We start from the raw sequence: 17514 nt of genomic DNA, 5'->3' as shown, positions 1-17514 counted from the left end.
GCCGCGGGACGCTGGCGGTGCTGGCGCAATGCCTGCATCCCGCCATGACCGCCCGCCGAGCGCCCACGCTCCGGCGCGAAGCGCGGACAGCCATGACGGCCTTCCCACCCTTGGTTCCAGGGAGAAGTCCGATCATGTCCTACAGCACAACATCCATCCGCAACGCGGCCCTCGCAGGCCACCCCGCCGCCGGCAAGACGACACTGTTCGAAGCCCTGCTGCACGCCGGCGGCGCAATCCAGACAGCAGGCACGATCGAGCGCGGCAGCACCATCTCCGACTTCGATTCCATCGAAAAGCAGCGCGGCCACTCGCTCGATGCCGCCATCGCCAGCATCGACCACGTCGTTGACGGCCAGCCGATCCACCTGAACCTGATCGACACTCCCGGCTACCCCGACTTCCGCGGCCCGGCGCTTTCCGCGCTGGCGGCGGTGGAGACGGTGGTGGTGGTGGTGTCGGCCGAGGGCGGCGTGGAATACGGCTCGCGGCGCATGATGGAGTACGCCAAGGCGCGCAACCTGTGTCGGGTCATCGTGGTCAACAAGATCGACCACGCCGATGCCGACAACGCGCGCGTGCTCGACGAGTTGCGCACCAGCTTCGGCCCCGAGTGCCTGCCGCTCAACCTTCCTGCCGATGGTGGCAAGGCGGTCGTCGACTGCTTCGGCTACGGCAGCAACCGGCGTCCCGAAGGCGACAGCGACCTGGGTGCGGTTGCCGATTGGCACCAGAAGATCATCGACCAGGTGGTCGAGATCAACGAGACGGTGATGGAGCACTACCTGGATGTCGGCGAAGAGGGCCTGTCGGGCACCGAGATGCACGATGCCTTCGAGCAATGCCTTCGCGAGGGACACCTGGTGCCGGTGCTGTTCTGCTCGGCGCGCAGCGGCGTGGGCATCAAGGAGCTGCTGGATGTTGCGCAGCGGCTGTTCCCCAACCCGACCGAGGCCAACCCGCCGGCCTTCATGAAGGGTCGCGGCGACGACGCGCAGCCGATCGACGCCATGCCCGACCCCGCTGCGCACGTGGTGGCCGACGTGTTCCGCATCGTCAACGACCCCTTCGTCGGAAAGCTCGGCGTGTTCCGCGTCTACCAGGGCACGGTGCGCAAGGACACCCAGTTGTTCGTGGACGACGGCAAGAAGCCGTTCAAGGTCGGCCATCTGTTCAAGTTGCGCGGCAAGGAGCACATCGAGATCGAACAGGCGATCCCCGGCGACATCGCGGCAGTGGCCAAGGTCGACGAGCTGCATCTGGATGCCGTGCTGCACGACAGCCACGACGAGGACCAGATCCACCTCGCGCCGATGGAGTTCCCCAAGCCGATGTTCGGACTGGCGATCGAGGCGGCCAGCAAGGGTCAGGAGCAGAAGTTGGCCACCGCGCTGCACAAGCTCGCCGAAGAGGATCCGTGCTTCCACGTCGAGCACGAGACCGAAACCAACGAGACGGTGGTGCGCGGGCTGTCCGACCTGCATCTGCGCATCAATCTCGACCGCCTCAAGGAACGCCACGGCGTCGACGTGCATTCGCGCCCACCGCGCATCGCCTACCGCGAGACCGTCAGCAACCCCGCCGAAGGTCACCATCGCCACAAGAAGCAGACCGGCGGCGCGGGACAGTTCGGCGAGGTGTTCCTGCGCATCGAGCCGCTACCGCGCGGCGGCGGGTTCGAGTTCGTCGATGCGGTGAAGGGCGGCACGATCCCGGGGCAGTTCCTGCCCGCCGTCGAGAAGGGTGTGCGCCAGGTGCTGCACCACGGCGCGGTGGCCGGTTACCCGATGCAGGACGTGCGCGTGATCGTCTACGACGGCAAGCACCACAGCGTGGACAGCAAGGAGATCGCGTTCGTCGCCGCCGGCAAGAAGGCCTTCCTCGACGCGATCGGCAAGGCACGTCCGCAGGTGCTGGAGCCGATCGTCGATCTGGAGGTCAACGCCCCCGAGCAGAACATGGGCGACATCAGTGGCGGACTGGCCAGCAAGCGCGCGCGCATCAACGGCACCGACACGGTGCGCAACGAGATCGTGGTCAAGGCGCAGGTGCCGCTGTCGGAACTGGAAGGCTATGCGGCCGAACTGAAATCGGTGACCGCCGGACGCGGGCGCTACTCGCTCGATTTCAGCCACTACGAGCCGGTGCCTCCGAACGTCCAGCAGAAGCTCATGGAGGCCTACAAGCCCAGGCAAGAGGAGGATTGAGGCAGGCGACCGGAGGGCGGCGGCATTGCCGTTGCCCTTACCTGTGCCGGGGCCGGCCGGGGTATCGCGTGGGCCGACTGACGCGGTACTTCGTCCCGGTGCATGCGCGCCGCGCGCCTGCATCGGAAGAGGCGCGATGCGAGCAACGGCGACAGCGATCCGTGCAAGGGGAACGCGATGCGACCGGAATCCACTGCAGTGTGGCTGCTGTGCCTGGCCCTGCCGATGGCCGCTCCACCGGCCGCGGCGCAATCGGGCGCCTACGTGTACACCGCGCCAGTCGACTACAACCGCACCATCCCGCGCTATCCGCGTCCGCCGGGATTCGCCGATCCGGCACGCCGGGTGGTGCTGGATCGCGGCAACGCGTTGCCGGTGCAATTGGCCAGCGACGCGTGGACGTTCGAGCCGCTGTACCGACGCACGGCCAACGGTGATTTCGTGCCGGTCAGCGCGCCGGGCTGGCGTGCGCTCAATCTGTCCTGCCCGTCGCAGCCCGTGCCCGGCGGCAACGCGCGCGCGCGCATGATCGACCTGGCCGTGGCCGAGTGGGCCTGGTTCGGGCTGCCCGTGCTCGACCTTTCGATGGGTGAGGTCACCGCGGTCCCGCGCGGCACCGCGGCCGATCCGTTCGAGATCCTCGATACGCGCCGCAACTTCGCGATCGGCCCACGCGTGGCGCGGCGTGCGCTGCGGCTGGGCCTGATGGAGGACGACCCCGAAGTCGGCGCGACGATCGCCGGGTACTGGGCCGCCAGCGGTGGCGATGGCGCGCTGCGCGTGCAGTCGCTGCTCAACCTGGGATCGCGCGACGCCGGCTGGGCGGTGCCGTGGTCGGCCGCATTCGTGTCGTGGCTGGCCTGCGAGTCGGGGATGTCGCAGCAGGCGTTCCGGCGCAGCGGCTCGCACTACGAGTACGTCCGGGCGGCCGTGCACGCGCGCGACGGCCAGGACCCCTATCACGCCTACCTGGCCTACAACCTCGACGAGACACTGCCCGAACCCGGCGATCTGCTGTGCACCGCGCGCTCGGGATCGCATTACCGGTCGATCGCCGACGTGCGCAACAACGGCGCCGGCGCGATGCATTGCGACCTGGTGGTCAAGTCCGACCCGGCGCATCACCGCCTGTACGGCATCGGCGGCAACGTCGCCCAGGCCGTGACACTGTCGGTCATCGCCACCGACGGCCAAGGCCGCCCATTGGCCGATGGCGAACTGGCGGGCGCCAACCATTGGTTCGCCGTGCTGAAACTGCGCGACCCCGGCGGTGCCACGCACGATCTCGACGACAGCCCGAGCATGCTGGCGCTGTTCCAGGAGCACCGGCGCTATGCAGCCAGTACCGGGTCGCCGGCGCCGGGTCCGCTGCCCGCGGCGGCGCCGACCGACACCACGCCGGACGCGGTCGCACCCGCTTCCACTACGCCACCGACTGCCACGTCCAAGCCGACGCGGCGGCGCGGCGGACGCTGATTCGCCGCGCGCGGTGCAGACACCGGTATCCTCCCTGCCCGGGTCGGCCTGACTGCCGACGGATGCCGCGCGCTCATGGATCGACCGCTCCACCTTCTGCTGACCTTCGTCGCCGTGCTGATCGGCGGTTTCCTTGCCCTGCTGGGCTACGACCACTGGGTGCTGAAGCCACGCGCGGACACCCAGGCGCGCACCATCGCGGACCTGCAGGCCAGGCCAGCGGCGCAGCCGGCCGCCCTCGACCTGGACAGCGCGCGCAGCGAAGCCGACGCCATTGCCGGAAAGCTCGACGCCGACCTCAAGCGCAGCGTTGCCGAGAACCGGGCGGCCATCGAACAGACCAGCCGGGAGCAGCAGATGCGGCAACTGGGCAACGATGCCCTGGCGCGCGCCAACATGCCCCGCGTCGCGATCACCGAGTTCTACATGACCAACAACCAATGGCCCGCCGATGCCTCAGCGGCCGGCTTGGGCTCGACCGCCGACCTCGCCGGTGGCGCGGTGAAGGCGGTGACCATCGGTCCCCAGGGCACGATCGCGCTGGCATTGCGCGAGCCGTTGTCGTCCGCCGGCCGTATCGTCATGACCCCCGTGGCCAAAGCCAACGGCATGATCGAGTGGCGCTGCGCGACAGAAGGCGACGACAACCTGGCCCGTTACGTGGCCGGTTGCCGATGACGCACCGGCGTTGACGGGACGCGTCGACAGCGACGCGCCCCTGTGTCTCCCGTTCCCCGCGGCCGGCCGGCAATCCCGCCCCCGCTCGCCGGCTCCTCCTCCCACTTCCCCCAACCCCGTGAGGCAATTCATGAACCTTGGTCGCGCCAGCATGCTCAAGATGCTGCCCTTCATCTTCGTCGGCACCTTCGTCGGCATCGCCCTGTCCTTCGTGTCACGCGGATCGTCGCTGCACGCGATCGTGAGCTGGGGGGGATTGCTGATCGTGGTCGCCTTCGCGGTGTATGTCGTCTGGCTGCTGGGCTTCAAGAACCAGGCCACGCGCAAGGCCAGCAGCGCGCAACGGCAGGACGCCTTGCAGTTCGCACCGGTTGCCGACAAGGGCGTGCTGTACGTGTTCCGCAAGCAGTACGTCGGCATGCTGGTCGGCAGGGACCTGCTGCTGGACCAGCGCCTGATCGGCCAGACCCGCGGCTATTGCTTCTACCGCCTGGAAGTGGCGCCCGGCACGCACGAGCTGGCCGGCTCGAAGAAGTGCGCCGGGCCAATGCAGGTGAACGTGGCCGCCGGCGAGATCGTCTACATCGAGCAGGAAATGCAGATGGGCATGGTCAGCAGTGGCTACCAGTACCGCCTTGTGGACAATGCCGCACAGGCCCAGGCAAAGATCCGCGGCTGCAAGCTGCTGCTCCCCGCCTGAGTCGACTGCACGCCCACCCAGGTCCGCTGCCGTCATGCCCAAGGCCCCGACCGCCGATGCCGCAAAGCGGCTGACCGATATCCCCAACATCGGACCGTCGCTGGCCGACGACCTGCGCGCGCTCGGCATCGAGCGCGCGGTGCAACTGCGCGGCAAGGACCCGGTCGAGCTGTACCTGCGCCTGTGCCGGCTGACCCAGGCGCGCCAGGACCCTTGTGTGCTGGACACCTTCATGGCCGCGGTGGCGTTCGCCGACCACGACGACGGCCGACCCTGGTGGGCGTTCACCGCCCAACGCAAGGCCGACTGGGATGCGGTGGAGGCGCGGTTGCCCCCGGGGCTTCGCCGAGGCTGAGCGGTGCGGTACATTCGCCGGCCTTTTCCCGGTCGAAGTTGCGATGAATCCGCGAGTCCTGATGGTGTGGATGGGTGTGCTGTTCGTGGTGCTGGTGGGCTACAACGGCGTGCTTTGGCTGACCTCGTCCAAGGCCGAGGCCGCTCCCGAAGCGGCACCGGTCGCGCAGAACGACGACTCGCTGGTGAGCCCGCTCGAACGCGAGGCGATGGCCAACGACGCGCGCGTGACCGAGATTGCGCGCAAGAATCTCGAAGGTGCGATCCGGAAGGACCAGCTCGCCGATGCCGTGGCGCTGCCGCTGGACCGCGCGTTCAACCTGCGCGACAGCGTGATGAGCTACTACGCCAGCAACAGCGAGTGGCCGTACAGCTTCGACCAGATGCACACCAGCGCCGACCAGTGGAAGGGCGGCGCGAACGAGATCGACCTGGGCGCGGGCGGCCGCATCCGCGTCAGCTTCGGCGAACCGTTCGTCAGCGGATCCAGCATCACCCTCGCCCCCAGCGACGGCCCGGGTCTGGTCACCTGGAACTGCTCGGTGATGGGCGACGCGGAATTCCAGGACCTGATCAAGGACTACCTGAAGCGCAAGAACGACTGCACGATGTGATTCGACCGGCCGCGGCGATACCCGGTTCACCGCCAGCCGGGTATCGTGCGCGCCTGCCCTTCGGAGCCTGCCGATGAACCGTCGCCGTTTTCTCGCCCTGTCGGTCGCCATCGCCGCCACCGCCACGATCGCGGGCTGCTCCACCCTCAATGCGGTGTCGGCCCTGCTCGGCAACGAAGTGGTGTTCAGCCAGCTGCAGCTGCAGCAATCGTTGAACCGCAACTTCCCCAAGCACTACGACAAGCTCGGTGGGCTGGTGTCGCTGACCCTGATGAACCCGCGCCTGTCGATTCCGCCGGGCAGCCACCGCCTGCGCCTGGATTTCGACCTGGGCCTGGGCGCGCTGGGCAGCGACAGCTCCCGCCCGACCGGCAGTTTCGCGCTGACCAGCGCATTGCGCTTCGATCCTTCCACGCGCGGCCTGCACCTGCAGGAGCCGGCGATCGAACATGTCGACGTGCGTGCGCTGGGGGGCGTCATGAACGCCACCTCACGCCAGATGCTCAATACCTGGCTGGTCGACTACGCGCGCGACGAGCCGGTGTACCGCTTCGACAACAGCCTGCTCGACCGCCTCGGCGCACGTCGGATCGGCTCCACCGAGATCAACGACGGCCAGGTCGTGGTCCACCTTGGGCAATAGGATGATTGTGTCGAACCGACTTCCCGTCATCGCGCTGCTGCTCGCAACCGCCCTGCTTGCCGGCTGTGACGACAAGCAACGCACCACCTCCGGCGGTCCGACGGCACAGGGCGGTGACGACAGTCCGCTGCCGGTTCCCACCAGCAAGGGTGGCAGCATCACCGGCATGCCCGACTCGCCCGGTCCGGGCACGGTCGGCCCTCCCGTGGCCGACGTGCCGGCCGAGCCTCTTCTCGATGCCGATGGCAACCCCCTGTTGCCGGCCGATGCGTCGCTCACCGACCCGGCCACCGACGGTGTCGGGCCGACCGACATTCCGGGTGAGCCGACCGCACAGGAAGCCCTGACCGTTGTGCGCGACTACTACGCCGCGATCAACGGCGGCCGGTTCGCCAACGCCTACGCGCTGTGGTCCGACGGCGGCCGCGCCACTGGCCAGACGCCGCAGGAGTTCGCCGACGGCTTCGGCGACACCGCCGGCGTCTCGCTGGAAATCCTGCCGCCGGGTCGCATCGACGCCGGTGCCGGCTCGCGCCACATCGAGGTGCCGGTGGCGTTGGACGCGCGCCAGCGCGATGGAACCGTGCGCCGCTATTCCGGTTCGTTCACCCTGCGCCGGTCCGTGGTCGACGGCGCCAGCCCCGAGCAACGTGCGTGGCGCATCGCCACTGCCGACTTGCGCGAGGCGCCACCATGACCCGCCGCGGCCGACGCGTCGCCGTACCGCTCGCACTGGCCCTGGCGGCATTGCTCGGTGCCTGCCAGCGCGATGCCGCACCGGTCGCCACACCTGTCGCACCGCCTGCCGTCACGCCGCCAACGTCGGCTGCTGCCGATTCCACGTCGCCCCAGGCATCGGCGCAATTGCTGTTGCCCGGCGCATTGCGCGCCGATACGGGCGTGGACGAGCTGCGCCGACTGTTCGGTGCGGCCAACGTGCGGGTCGGCCAGATCGACGGCCCCGAAGGCACCACCGCGAACGGCGTGACCCTGTTCCCCGACGATCCGCAGCGAAGCGCGCTGCTGTACTTCGCCGACGAGACCGGTCTGCGTGGCCTGGACACCGTGCTGGTGCGCGAGCCGACATCGCGATGGCGGTTCGACAACGGCGTGCACATCGGCATGAGACTGCACGAACTGGTCGCGCTCAATGGCGCTGCGGTGGCGTTCAGCGGTTTCGACTGGGATTACGGCGGGACGATCACCGACTGGAAAGGCGGCCGGCTCGCGCCGCGCGAGGGCGACCCGGTGCGCCGGGGCGCGCGCCTTCGCGTCGACCACGTTGCCGTGACCGAGCACTTTCCGTCCGGCGACACGATTTTCATGAGCAACGACCCCCGCTATCCGATGCTGGGCACCCGCGTGGTGGTCGACCAGCTCACCGTCGGCTTTGCGCGCGCCGACGCCCCCTGACGGAATGACCGCACACCCGCCCGCTACCGGCAGCGCCCGCGGCGCTGGTCCGGCTCCGAGGATCGTGCTCGACAGCAACGTCTGCCTGGACCTGTTCGTGTTCGCCGATCCGCGCTGCGCGCAGGTGTTGCGTGCATTGCAGGGCGGCGACATCGAGGCCGTGACCGTCGCCGAATGCCGCGACGAATGGGTCCGCGTGCTCGGCTATCCCCGGCTCGCGCTGCCACCGCCCGCGCGCGCTGCGGCCTTGGCCGACTTCGACGCGCTGGTGCGGTTGTTGCCTTCGTCCGCGCCGACCGCGGACGCGCCGAAGCTCCCGCGTTGCAAGGACCAGGACGACCAGAAGTTCCTGCAGCTGGCTCTCGACAGCGGCGCGCGCTGGCTGCTGAGCCGCGACGCCGAACTGTTGACGCTGGCCGGTCGCACGTGTCGCGCCGGCCTGTTCGAGATCCTGTCGCCCGACCACTGGCGGCTGTGAACCGGTTGTAGCCGCGGCAAGCCGTCCACCGGCAGCGCGCGTCGAAATGCCCGTCGAAGCGCGCGCCGGCCCCCTGCCTCAGATCTCGAAGCGATAGGCCAGCTTGACCAGCAGCTGTTCGCTGTCACGCAGGTCGAACGCGTCGAAGAACTGCTGGTCGACGCCCTGGCCGTTGGCGCTGTCGTGCTCGAACTCGTCGAACATCGAGCCGCCGCGCACGTAGGCGATGTACAGGTGCGACAGCGGCGCCAGCTCGTAGCGGTAACGGATCTGGAAGCCCAGGTTGCGCAGCGAGAAGTCCGGGATGTCCTCGTCCACCGCCAACGCGCGCCCGTCCGGGGCCACCCGCCAGGCCTGCTGCGCGCGCGCGTCCAGACCGATCGCCTCCAGCTTGACCCGCAGCTCCTGCTTGCTGTCGATCAGCCAGACCGCGCCGGCGTTGAGGAACAACGAGTCCGAACGGTAGGTGCCCAGCAGGTTGCCGCCACGCCACAACAGCCAGTCGGGGTTGTGGTTGAGCTCGAGCCCGGTGACGAAGCTGAGCGAGTCGTTGACGTGGTAGGTCGGCTCGAGCTCCAGCGTGACGGCGCCCTTGTCGAGATCGCCGCTCAGGCCTTCGACGGCGTAGCGCGCACTGCCGTAGAACGCCCAGTGGGCCTTGCGCGGACGGAATCGCTCGGCGAACAGGAAGTACTTGGCAGGCACGTTGACCACGCCGTTGCCGCGCGTGATCAGGTCGTCGTGGCCGTCCGTCCAGCTGGCGATCTCGAAGAACTGATCGCCGCCATCGCGGCGGTTGCTCTGGCGATTGATGGCCCAGGCGTCGGCAATGTGGACGCCGTCGTCGTTGACCCGCCGCGACACCGCGCCGCGCCACTCGTGCGATCGGTACGGCGAATCTTCCGGCAGGTCGGTGATGCGCCGGGCGATCTCGTAGCGGCCGTAGTTGAAGTTGTTGCGCTCCAGGTAGCCGAAATCGTTGAGCTGCAGGCCATCGCCCAGGTGCAGCAGGTACAGCTGCTGGCGCCAGCCGTCGCCCAATTCGTGGTCGATGCGCATTTGCGCACCCGAATCACGGGTGTGAGCGCCGGCCTGTTCGACATCCGATGCCACCGCGGTGGTGCGGATGTTCCATTGCGGTGTCGGCGCCCAGCGGTGATCGACTTCGTAGACGGTCGCCACGCGATCCAGAAACGGCCGGTCGACTCGGGTGACCATCGCACCCAGTCCCTGCTCGCCGAAGCCCTGGGTGGCACGCACGGCGTAGAAGTCGCGCCCGACCTCGTCGGCCTCGGTGGCCGCGAACACACCGTAGTTGAGGCCGCCGACGCTGCCGTTGACCTTGACCGCGGCGGTGACGTCGCCCGAGCCGTCGTCATTATCGGTACGGGCCCCGACACGGCGGGTGTAGATCAGCCGGTTGGCGGTGTTGAGCGACCCGAACGGCACGTCGAAGAAGGCCTGGTTCTCGGTGAAGAACGGTCGCTTGTCGCTGAAGAAGCTCTCGATGGCGCCAAAGTTGACCACCAGTTCGTCGCTCTCGACCTGGCCGAAATCCGGGTTCAGCGTGGCGCTGAGCTGGAACTGCCCGTTGGGCTTCCAGAACAGGTCCGCGCCGCCGTCGAAATCGCCCTTGTGGTTGACGTTGTCGAACACGCCCACCACGTACGGCGTGATCGCCAGCAGCGACTGGCTGTACCTGGGCACCTCGATGCGGCTGAAGCGCGACATGAAGCTCTGCTCGGTGAACGTCACCGCCGGCCAGGCCATGCGCTCGCCGGTGGTGCCGATCACGCGGTCCAGCGACAGGCCGATCGTGCGCGTGTCGCCGTTGCCGCCCTGCATCGGCGCGATGTGCCACGGGATCAGCATCTCGACGTACCAGGCCTGGTCATCCTCAGAGGTGGCGTGGCGCCAGTCGCCGTCCCAGTCGTCGTTGAACTGGTTCTCGTTGGTGATAGTGGTGTCGATGATGCTGTCCGACAGCAGCACCGTGAAGTTGTAGCCGGCGCGGTTGTCACCGTCGAAATCGACATACAGGTTGACGCGATCGGCGGCGCCGCCGACATCGCGCTGGGCGCGCTGGCGCGTGCGCGGCACGTCGGCCGCCTGGGTATTGCGCAGTGCGACGGCCAGGCCGTCCGGGGTCGCCATCACCCAGCCTTCGGTCGGATAGCGGGCAGGTTCGCGCGACAGCGGCGTGACCATGCGGAAGTCGGTGATGTGCTGAGCGCCCTGCCATTCGGCCGGGTCGACACGTCCGTCGATCTCGACCGCGGACACGGTGGAGGGCGCGGCCAGGGCCGCGAGAATCGCAAATGACAATGGTGCGCGCATGACGGGTTCCGGTAACGCGTTGATGACCGCGGGCGCCACGTGGCGCTCCGTCGGATTGAGCCGCATCCATGCGGGCCCGTCGCTCCAGGGCGTCGGTGCGCAAAGCGTAGTCGCGCACACCCCAGGTCACCGACTGTCGGAAGTCATGCTAACCAATTGCCTATCTCCGGCATCGCGCGATGCGTGCGTGCGTGCGTGCGTGCGTGCGTGCGTGCGTGCGTGCGTGCGTGCGTGCGTGCGTGCCGTGCTGTGCCGTGCTGTGCCGGCGAGACGGTCGGCGTAGGCCAATGCGCGACAGCGTGCCGGCAGTGTCCGCCTACTGCATGTGCCAGCCGTGGCTGACCACGAAGCTCTGCCCGGTCAGGGCGGCCGTCGGGAACTCGACCAGGAAGCGCACCGTCTGCGCGACGTCTTCGACGGTGGTGAAGATGCCATCGACCGTGTTGCCCAGCATGATCCGGCTGACCACCTCGTCCTCGCTGATGCCCAATTCCCTGGCCTGCTCGGGGATCTGCTTGTCCACGAGCGGCGTGCGCACGAAGCCCGGACACACCACGTGGCTGCGTACGCCGTGCTTGGCACCCTCCTTGGCCAGCGTGCGCGACAGGCCCAGCAACCCGTGCTTGGCCGTGACGTAGGCCGATTTCAGCGGCGAGGCCTGGTGCGAATGCACCGAGCCCATGTACACCACCACACCGCCGCGACTGCGTCCGTCGGCCCCTGCGCGGTACATGTGCGGCAACGCGGCCCGGGTGGTCAGGAACGCGCCGTCGAGGTGGATCGCCAGCATTTTTTTCCAGTCGGCGTAGGCGTAGTGCTCGATCGGATTGACGATCTGGATGCCGGCGTTGGACACCAGGACGTCGAGGCCACCGAATGCCTCGACCACCGTCGCCGTGCCGGCGTTGACGGCGTCCTCGTCGGTGACGTCCATCGCGATGCCCATCGCCCGCGCGCCAGTCGCCACCAGTTCGGCGGCCACGGCGTTGGCGCCATCGATGTTGAGGTCGGCAATGGCGACTGCGGCGCCCGCGCGGGCGAGTTCCCGCGCAATTTCCCTGCCGATGCCACTGGCCGCGCCAGTGACGATGGCGACCTTGCCTTCAATCGAACTCATGCCGGACTCCTGCGTTGGCGGATCGCGCCATTCTATCGGCGCGTCGCAACCAGTCTCGCGCGCAGCCGGTCGCGCCGGCCATTGGCCGTTGGTCCGGTTGCGCAGTGGCGGCAGGAGCCGGGCGGCCGCGTCGCGCGGCCGGCCTGGCGTTACTTCGATTTGCGCTTGGGTTGCAGCATCGTGCCGGTGCAGTTGCCGGCGCCGCAGCGGCACTCCCAGATCTTCTTCAGGCGTGCGGTGTGCGCCTCGGCCAGCACGATGCCGTAGTTGTACGACAGCTCCTCGCCGGGGGCGATATCGCGGGTCGCCTCGATGAACACGCGGTCGCGGCGGCGGTCGTCGCCGTCGTGCTCTTCCATCACCGCCTCGCAGTTGGGCGCGCAGCTGTGGTTGATCCAGCGCGCGACGCCGCCTTCGTGGTTGGCATCGATCACGTACTCGTCGTTGAGCGTGAACAGGAAGGTGTGGCCGGAGTCGGCATCGCCGGTGTCACCGGCGTCGACTTCGGCATGGGTGCGGCGGCGCCCCTTGTACTCGATGACGCGTTCGCCCTTGGCGATCGGGGCGATGGCGAACACCCCGTTGCCGTGGATGGCGGAACGGCGGGCGACGATCTTGCGCGGCATGCGACGGTTTCCTTGGGAGCGCGGACGCGCATTCTGGCCGGAAGCCGCGGCGCTGGCCATCCGGGACACGGCGGCGGCGGCGGCGGGCCGGCGCAGGCGCTCGGAGCCAGGCCGCTGAACCGGGGCCGCGGGACCTGGGGCGGCTGAAGCCGGTGCTGCCCGACGCTGGATCCGGGTTCCGGGGTGCTGTCCCGGTCTTCGCGCCCGTGAACGACATTGCGGCGGGGTTGGCCGCGCCCACGGTAAAACGTACAATTCCGGTACGGATTCACCCGGAACACCGCTGACCATGCTCCGCGTCACCAAGCTCACCGATTACGCGACGGTCGTCCTGACCGTCCTCGCCGCTCGCGCCGACCAGGTGCTGAGTGCGTCGGAGCTTGCCGAAAGCGCGGGGCTGGAGACGCCCACGGTCAGCAAACTGCTCAAGCCGCTGGCCCAGGCAGGCCTGGTCGAAGGCTTCCGTGGCGCCAACGGCGGCTACCGGCTGGCCCGGGACGCCTCCCGGATCGGCCTGCTGGAGATCGTCGAGGCCATGGAAGGGCCGCTGGGCATGACCGAGTGCAGCGTCCACGAAGGCAATTGCGGGATCGAGCAGTCCTGCGGGGTGCGCGCCAACTGGCGACGCATCAATGACGTGGTGGTCGAAGCCCTGCGCGGCGTGACGCTGGCGCACATGCTCCAACCACCCGGCCCGCCCCCCGACCCCACCAGTGCCAGGCGCATCGACCTGCACCTGGCCAGCATCTAGACAGTAGGCAGCCCCATGGCCACCGACATCATCGAAACCAGCCCGTCGACCAACGTCGAAATCCACGAGCAGCTCGGCCGCAAGTACGCGGCCGGCTTCGTCACCGACATCGAATCCGACAGCCTGCCGCCCGGCCTCGACGAGGACGTCATCCGTGCGCTGTCGGCCAAGAAGGGCGAGCCGGAGTGGATGACCGACTGGCGCCTGGCCGCGTACCGGCACTTCCTCACCATGCCGATGCCCAACTGGGCAAAGCTCAACATCGCCCCGATCGACCTGCAGGCGCTGAGCTACTACAGCGCGCCGAAGGCCAAGTACGCCTCGATCGACGAAGTGCCCCAGGAACTGCTCGACACGTACGAGAAGCTGGGCGTGCCGCTGCACGAGCGCGCCAAGCTGGCCGGCGTCGCGGTCGACGCGGTGTTCGATTCGGTCAGCGTCGGCACGACGTTCCGCAAAGACCTGGCCGAAAAGGGCGTGATCTTCTGCTCGCTGTCGGAGGCCGTCCACGACCACCCCGAGCTGGTCAAGCAGTACCTCGGCAGCGTGGTGCCCACCGGCGACAACTACTTCGCGGCGCTCAACTCGGCGGTGTTTTCCGACGGCAGCTTCGTGTTCATCCCCAAGGGCGTGCGCTGCCCGATGGAACTGAGCACCTACTTCCGCATCAATGCGATGAACACCGGCCAGTTCGAGCGCACGCTGATCATCGCCGAGGAAGGCAGCTACGTTTCCTACCTTGAAGGCTGCACCGCGCCCATGCGCGACGAGAACCAACTGCACGCGGCGGTGGTGGAGCTGGTCGCGCTCGACGACGCGCAGATCAAGTACTCGACCGTGCAGAACTGGTACCCCGGCGACGAGAACGGCGTCGGCGGCATCTACAACTTCGTGACCAAGCGCGCCGAGTGCCGCGGCGCACGCAGCAAGGTCAGCTGGACGCAGGTCGAGACCGGTTCGGCGATCACCTGGAAGTACCCCAGCTGCGTGCTGATCGGCGACGACTCCAGCGGCGAGTTCTATTCGGTGGCACTGACCCACCACTGCCAGCAGGCCGACACGGGCACCAAGATGATCCACGTCGGCAAGCGCACCAAGAGCAAGATCATCAGCAAGGGCATCAGCGCCGGTCGTGGCCAGAACACCTACCGCGGCCTGGTGCGGGTCGGCAGCGGCGCCGAAGGCGCGCGCAACCACACCCAGTGCGACAGCCTGCTGATCGGCAAGAAGTGCGGCGCCCACACCTTCCCGTACATCGAGGTCAGGCACCCCACGGCAACGGTCGAGCACGAAGCCACCGCGTCCAAGATCAGCGACGACCAGCTGTTCTATTGCCGCAGCCGGGGCATCGGCGAGGAGGACGCGGTGTCGATGATCGTCGACGGTTTCTGCAAGTCGGTGTTCCGCGAGTTGCCGATGGAATTCGCGGTCGAGGCCAAGAAGCTGCTCGAAGTCAGCCTCGAAGGCTCGGTGGGCTGAGCCATGCCCATCGTCCGCGTGGAAATGTGGGAAGGCCGCACGCTCGAGCAGAAGCGCGAGCTGGTCGAGGTGTTCACGCGCGAGATGTCGCGCATCTGCGGCTGCACCGAGGCCGGCATCCACATCGTCATCGATGAGGTGAAGAAGGAGAACTGGGCCATGGGCGGCCAGCTCTGCCACGAGAAATTCCCGGACCCGCCGGCATGACGATGCGCCCCGCCACCGCGCAGGCCTATCGCAACGAGCTGGCGCTGACCGATGCCGCGCAGGCGCGCGGCGCGCTGGACGTGGCGTTCGCGCATCTGGAGCGCGCGCACATCCTTGGCCAGCGCGACACCTTGGCGCACGCGCGAAGCCATTGGCGGATGCTGCGGCTGGGGTGGACCCGCCGCGACCGCCGCGAAATCCTCGGCCAGTTGCCGCGCATCGTCGCGGCACTGACCAAATCCCTGATCTGGGTTCCGACCGGCAACACCGGCGGTGCCAACGTCAATCCTTTCAAGCCGATGCCGGTTCCCGGCGACCTGCGGCCGTTCCTGGACTAACACCATGCTGAAGATCGAAAACCTCCACGCCAGCGTCGCCGGCAAGGAAATCCTCAAGGGCCTGTCGCTGGACATCCAGCCCGGACAGGTCCACGCGATCATGGGTCCCAACGGCGCGGGCAAGTCGACGCTCGGCAACATCCTGGCCGGTCGCGAAGGCTACGAGGTCACCTCGGGTTCGGTGAGCTTCGAAGGCGCGGACCTGCTTGCGCTGGAGCCGGAAGAACGCGCCGCGGCCGGCGTGTTCCTCGCGTTCCAGTACCCGGTCGAGATCGCCGGCGTGAACAACACCTATTTCCTGCGAGCCGCGCTCAACGCGCAGCGCAAGGCGCGCGGCGAGAGTGAGCTCGACTCGATGCAGTTCCTGAAGCTGGTCCGCGAGAAGCTGGCCGTGCTGCACCTCAAGGACGAGCTGCTGCACCGTGGCGTCAACGAAGGCTTCAGCGGCGGCGAGAAGAAGCGCAACGAGATCTTCCAGCTGGCCCTGCTTGAACCCAAGCTCGCCATCCTCGACGAGACCGACTCGGGTCTGGACATCGACGCACTCAAGGCCGTCGCCGACGGCGTCAACGCGCTGCGTTCGGCCGGCCGGGCGTTCCTGTTGATCACCCACTACCAGCGCCTGCTCGACTACATCAAGCCCGACGTCGTGCACGTGTTGGCCGATGGCCGCATCGTCGAGAGCGGCGGCCCGGAACTCGCGCTCGAACTCGAGGCGCACGGCTACGCATGGGTGAAGGACCGCATTGCGCCGGGCATCACCGAAGCCGCCGGGCGCGCTGCGGGCACGGCGGCCTGACATGAGTGCCCTGCTCGACTCCTTCGCAAACTCGTTCGAAGCGCTGACCGCGCGCGATGCCGCCGGCCTTGGCGACAGCCGCCGCGCTGCACTGGCTGCGGCGTTGCACGACGGCATGCCGCACGCGCGCGTCGAGGCCTGGAAGTACACGCCGCTGCGCTCGCTGGAGCGACGCGCGTTCGCGTCGCCAGACGCCACGCCGGTCTCCGTCGACGCCGCGCTGCTGGCCGGCATTCCCGCGCCGCGCATGGTGTTCGTCAACGGCCGCTTCGATGCGACTCACAGTGATTTCGCCGGCCTGCCCGATGGCGTGACGCTGCAGCCGGTGTCGCAGTTGCTGGTCGCCGATGAGACGCGCGAGGCAAACTTCCTGGCACGCCGTTTCGATCGCGCCGACGAGATTTTCGCGCGCGTCAACGCCGCGCTCGCCGATGAAGGCGTGGTGCTGCGCGTGGCAGCCGGCGCGCGGGCCACGGTGCCGGTGCAGCTGGTGTTCGTCGGCACCGCCAGCCAGGGCGATCGCGCCTGGCACCTTCGCCACCTCATCGAGCTGCGCGAGGGCGCGGCGTTGACCGTGGTCGAGCACCAACTCGGCGACGCCGCACACGCGCACCTCGCCAACGCGGTGATGCACGTCCACCTGGGGCCGGACGCGGTGCTGCGACACGCGCGCATCCAGGACGAAGCCACCAGCGCGACGCTGATCTCGCGCACCGACGCGGTGCTTGCGCGCGCGGCCGAGTACCGGCGCATCGACCTCGAACTCGGCGCGGGCCTGTCGCGCCACGAACTCAACGTCGCCCTGCACGGCGAAGGCGCCCGGCTGCACGCCAACGGCGTGTTGCTGGCAACCGGCAAGCGCCACCTGGACACGCGCCTTGGCATCGACCACGTCGGTCGCGACAGCACGTGCGAGCTGACCTGGCGCGGCCTCGGCGCGGGGCGCTCGAAGGCCGCGTTCCACGGCGGCATCCTGATCCGCGAGGGCGCCGACGGCACCTCCGCGACGCTGTCCAACAAGAACCTGCTGCTGACCGAAGGCGCGGAGATCGACAGCCAGCCGGTGCTGGAGATCCACGCCGACGAAGTGCAGGCCGCGCACGGCGCGACGGTGGGCCAGCTCGATCCGACGGCGCTGTTCTACCTGCGCTCGCGCGGACTGCCGGCCGAGCAGGCGCGCGCGTTGCTGACCGCTGCATTCTGCCGGGAGACGCTGTCGGTGATCGACGACGACCTCGCGCGCGGCGCGCTCGCCGCCCGACTCGACGTCGCGCTGGCACGCCTGGAGGTCGCATGA

General features: G+C 68.5%; 19 protein-coding genes. 16 read left to right on the top strand and 3 right to left on the bottom strand.

Annotated features, from left to right (window positions below; translation table 11 throughout):
* The first annotated feature begins 134 nt into the window (after window positions 1-134).
* The 10 genes from fusA (at window position 135) to EER27_RS01265 (ending at window position 8563) form a co-directional block, all read left to right on the top strand.
* Entirely contained in the window at window positions 135-2207 is a 2073-nt protein-coding gene (gene fusA / locus EER27_RS01310) for an elongation factor G (protein WP_123086222.1), read from the top strand.
* A 177-nt stretch (window positions 2208-2384) separates the two neighbouring features.
* Window positions 2385-3683, top strand: coding sequence for a DUF2272 domain-containing protein (locus tag EER27_RS01305; protein WP_148040886.1), 1299 nt, complete (start codon window positions 2385-2387; stop codon window positions 3681-3683).
* A 75-nt stretch (window positions 3684-3758) separates the two neighbouring features.
* Window positions 3759-4361, top strand: coding sequence for a pilin (locus tag EER27_RS01300; RefSeq protein WP_123086220.1), 603 nt, complete (start codon window positions 3759-3761; stop codon window positions 4359-4361).
* Window positions 4362-4491: 130 nt separating this feature from the next.
* Window positions 4492-5061 carry a hypothetical protein gene (locus tag EER27_RS01295; RefSeq protein ID WP_123086219.1) on the top strand — a complete coding sequence of 190 codons (570 nt, stop codon included), beginning with the start codon at window positions 4492-4494 and terminating at the stop codon, window positions 5059-5061.
* Window positions 5062-5095: 34 nt separating this feature from the next.
* Complete coding sequence (locus EER27_RS01290) at window positions 5096-5416, top strand: helix-hairpin-helix domain-containing protein (protein WP_123086218.1); 321 nt, start codon at window positions 5096-5098, stop codon at window positions 5414-5416.
* Window positions 5417-5459: 43 nt separating this feature from the next.
* Window positions 5460-6029 (top strand): pilin, encoded by a 570-nt coding sequence (locus EER27_RS01285; RefSeq protein ID WP_123086217.1) that lies wholly within the window; start codon window positions 5460-5462, stop codon window positions 6027-6029.
* A gap of 73 nt (window positions 6030-6102) precedes the next feature.
* Window positions 6103-6672, top strand: coding sequence for a DUF1439 domain-containing protein (locus tag EER27_RS01280; protein ID WP_123086216.1), 570 nt, complete (start codon window positions 6103-6105; stop codon window positions 6670-6672).
* 7 nt (window positions 6673-6679) lie between these two features.
* Entirely contained in the window at window positions 6680-7369 is a 690-nt protein-coding gene (locus tag EER27_RS01275; RefSeq protein WP_223807114.1) for a hypothetical protein, read from the top strand.
* Window positions 7366-8085, top strand: a complete 720-nt coding sequence (locus EER27_RS01270) for a hypothetical protein (RefSeq protein WP_123086214.1) — start codon at window positions 7366-7368, stop codon at window positions 8083-8085. Before EER27_RS01275 ends, EER27_RS01270 begins: the two co-directional genes overlap by 4 nt.
* A 4-nt stretch (window positions 8086-8089) precedes the next feature.
* Complete coding sequence (locus EER27_RS01265; RefSeq protein ID WP_123086213.1) at window positions 8090-8563, top strand: putative toxin-antitoxin system toxin component, PIN family; 474 nt, start codon at window positions 8090-8092, stop codon at window positions 8561-8563.
* Window positions 8564-8641: 78 nt separating this feature from the next.
* On the opposite strand, the gene EER27_RS01260 is transcribed toward EER27_RS01265, so the two are convergent.
* From EER27_RS01260 to EER27_RS01250, 3 genes are all read right to left on the bottom strand, one after another.
* A complete protein-coding gene (locus EER27_RS01260) occupies window positions 8642-10900 on the bottom strand; it encodes a DUF5916 domain-containing protein (protein WP_123086646.1) in 2259 nt (752 codons plus the stop codon).
* A 316-nt stretch (window positions 10901-11216) separates the two neighbouring features.
* Window positions 11217-12017, bottom strand: coding sequence for a 3-hydroxybutyrate dehydrogenase (locus tag EER27_RS01255; protein ID WP_123086212.1), 801 nt, complete (start codon window positions 12015-12017; stop codon window positions 11217-11219).
* A 149-nt stretch (window positions 12018-12166) separates the two neighbouring features.
* Window positions 12167-12643 carry an SET domain-containing protein gene (locus tag EER27_RS01250; RefSeq protein ID WP_123086211.1) on the bottom strand — a complete coding sequence of 159 codons (477 nt, stop codon included), beginning with the start codon at window positions 12641-12643 and terminating at the stop codon, window positions 12167-12169.
* A 289-nt stretch (window positions 12644-12932) separates the two neighbouring features.
* Here EER27_RS01250 and EER27_RS01245 point away from each other — a divergent pair, with 289 nt between their 5' ends.
* Genes EER27_RS01245 through sufD form a run of 6 tightly spaced genes read left to right on the top strand, consistent with a single transcriptional unit; the run spans window position 12933 to window position 17514 of the window.
* Window positions 12933-13394 (top strand): SUF system Fe-S cluster assembly regulator, encoded by a 462-nt coding sequence (locus EER27_RS01245; RefSeq protein ID WP_123086210.1) that lies wholly within the window; start codon window positions 12933-12935, stop codon window positions 13392-13394.
* A 15-nt stretch (window positions 13395-13409) separates the two neighbouring features.
* Window positions 13410-14873, top strand: coding sequence for a Fe-S cluster assembly protein SufB (sufB, locus tag EER27_RS01240; protein WP_123086209.1), 1464 nt, complete (start codon window positions 13410-13412; stop codon window positions 14871-14873).
* A 3-nt stretch (window positions 14874-14876) separates the two neighbouring features.
* Complete coding sequence (locus EER27_RS01235; RefSeq protein ID WP_123086208.1) at window positions 14877-15080, top strand: 2-hydroxymuconate tautomerase; 204 nt, start codon at window positions 14877-14879, stop codon at window positions 15078-15080.
* Window positions 15077-15418, top strand: coding sequence for a DUF3703 domain-containing protein (locus tag EER27_RS01230; RefSeq protein WP_223807113.1), 342 nt, complete (start codon window positions 15077-15079; stop codon window positions 15416-15418). Before EER27_RS01235 ends, EER27_RS01230 begins: the two co-directional genes overlap by 4 nt.
* 4 nt (window positions 15419-15422) lie before the next feature.
* The gene (gene sufC, locus EER27_RS01225) at window positions 15423-16217 is read left to right on the top strand and encodes a Fe-S cluster assembly ATPase SufC (RefSeq protein WP_123086206.1); all 795 of its coding nucleotides are present in this window, start codon (window positions 15423-15425) and stop codon (window positions 16215-16217) included.
* 1 nt (window position 16218) lies between these two features.
* A complete protein-coding gene (gene sufD / locus EER27_RS01220; RefSeq protein ID WP_123086205.1) occupies window positions 16219-17514 on the top strand; it encodes a Fe-S cluster assembly protein SufD in 1296 nt (431 codons plus the stop codon).

The sequence above is a fragment of the Montanilutibacter psychrotolerans genome (genome assembly GCF_003719825.1).
Lineage (GTDB): Bacteria > Pseudomonadota > Gammaproteobacteria > Xanthomonadales > Xanthomonadaceae > Montanilutibacter > Montanilutibacter psychrotolerans.
Note: the sequence above shows the minus strand (reverse complement) of the source record. Positions and strands in the feature narration are given on the sequence as shown.

Bases quoted from the DNA above. Each gene is read 5' to 3' on its own strand.
- fusA (WP_123086222.1), top strand. From the start codon at position 135: ATGTCCTACAGCACAACATCCATCCGCAACGCGGCCCTCGCAGGCCAC.
- EER27_RS01305 (WP_148040886.1), top strand. From the start codon at position 2,385: ATGCGACCGGAATCCACTGCAGTGTGGCTGCTGTGCCTGGCCCTGCCG.
- EER27_RS01300 (WP_123086220.1), top strand. From the start codon at position 3,759: ATGGATCGACCGCTCCACCTTCTGCTGACCTTCGTCGCCGTGCTGATC.
- EER27_RS01295 (WP_123086219.1), top strand. From the start codon at position 4,492: ATGAACCTTGGTCGCGCCAGCATGCTCAAGATGCTGCCCTTCATCTTC.
- EER27_RS01290 (WP_123086218.1), top strand. From the start codon at position 5,096: ATGCCCAAGGCCCCGACCGCCGATGCCGCAAAGCGGCTGACCGATATC.
- EER27_RS01285 (WP_123086217.1), top strand. From the start codon at position 5,460: ATGAATCCGCGAGTCCTGATGGTGTGGATGGGTGTGCTGTTCGTGGTG.
- EER27_RS01280 (WP_123086216.1), top strand. From the start codon at position 6,103: ATGAACCGTCGCCGTTTTCTCGCCCTGTCGGTCGCCATCGCCGCCACC.
- EER27_RS01270 (WP_123086214.1), top strand. From the start codon at position 7,366: ATGACCCGCCGCGGCCGACGCGTCGCCGTACCGCTCGCACTGGCCCTG.
- EER27_RS01265 (WP_123086213.1), top strand. From the start codon at position 8,090: ATGACCGCACACCCGCCCGCTACCGGCAGCGCCCGCGGCGCTGGTCCG.
- EER27_RS01260 (WP_123086646.1), bottom strand. From the start codon at position 10,900: ATGCGCGCACCATTGTCATTTGCGATTCTCGCGGCCCTGGCCGCGCCC.
- EER27_RS01255 (WP_123086212.1), bottom strand. From the start codon at position 12,017: ATGAGTTCGATTGAAGGCAAGGTCGCCATCGTCACTGGCGCGGCCAGT.
- EER27_RS01250 (WP_123086211.1), bottom strand. From the start codon at position 12,643: ATGCCGCGCAAGATCGTCGCCCGCCGTTCCGCCATCCACGGCAACGGG.
- EER27_RS01245 (WP_123086210.1), top strand. From the start codon at position 12,933: ATGCTCCGCGTCACCAAGCTCACCGATTACGCGACGGTCGTCCTGACC.
- sufB (WP_123086209.1), top strand. From the start codon at position 13,410: ATGGCCACCGACATCATCGAAACCAGCCCGTCGACCAACGTCGAAATC.
- EER27_RS01235 (WP_123086208.1), top strand. From the start codon at position 14,877: ATGCCCATCGTCCGCGTGGAAATGTGGGAAGGCCGCACGCTCGAGCAG.
- EER27_RS01230 (WP_223807113.1), top strand. From the start codon at position 15,077: ATGACGATGCGCCCCGCCACCGCGCAGGCCTATCGCAACGAGCTGGCG.
- sufC (WP_123086206.1), top strand. From the start codon at position 15,423: ATGCTGAAGATCGAAAACCTCCACGCCAGCGTCGCCGGCAAGGAAATC.
- sufD (WP_123086205.1), top strand. From the start codon at position 16,219: ATGAGTGCCCTGCTCGACTCCTTCGCAAACTCGTTCGAAGCGCTGACC.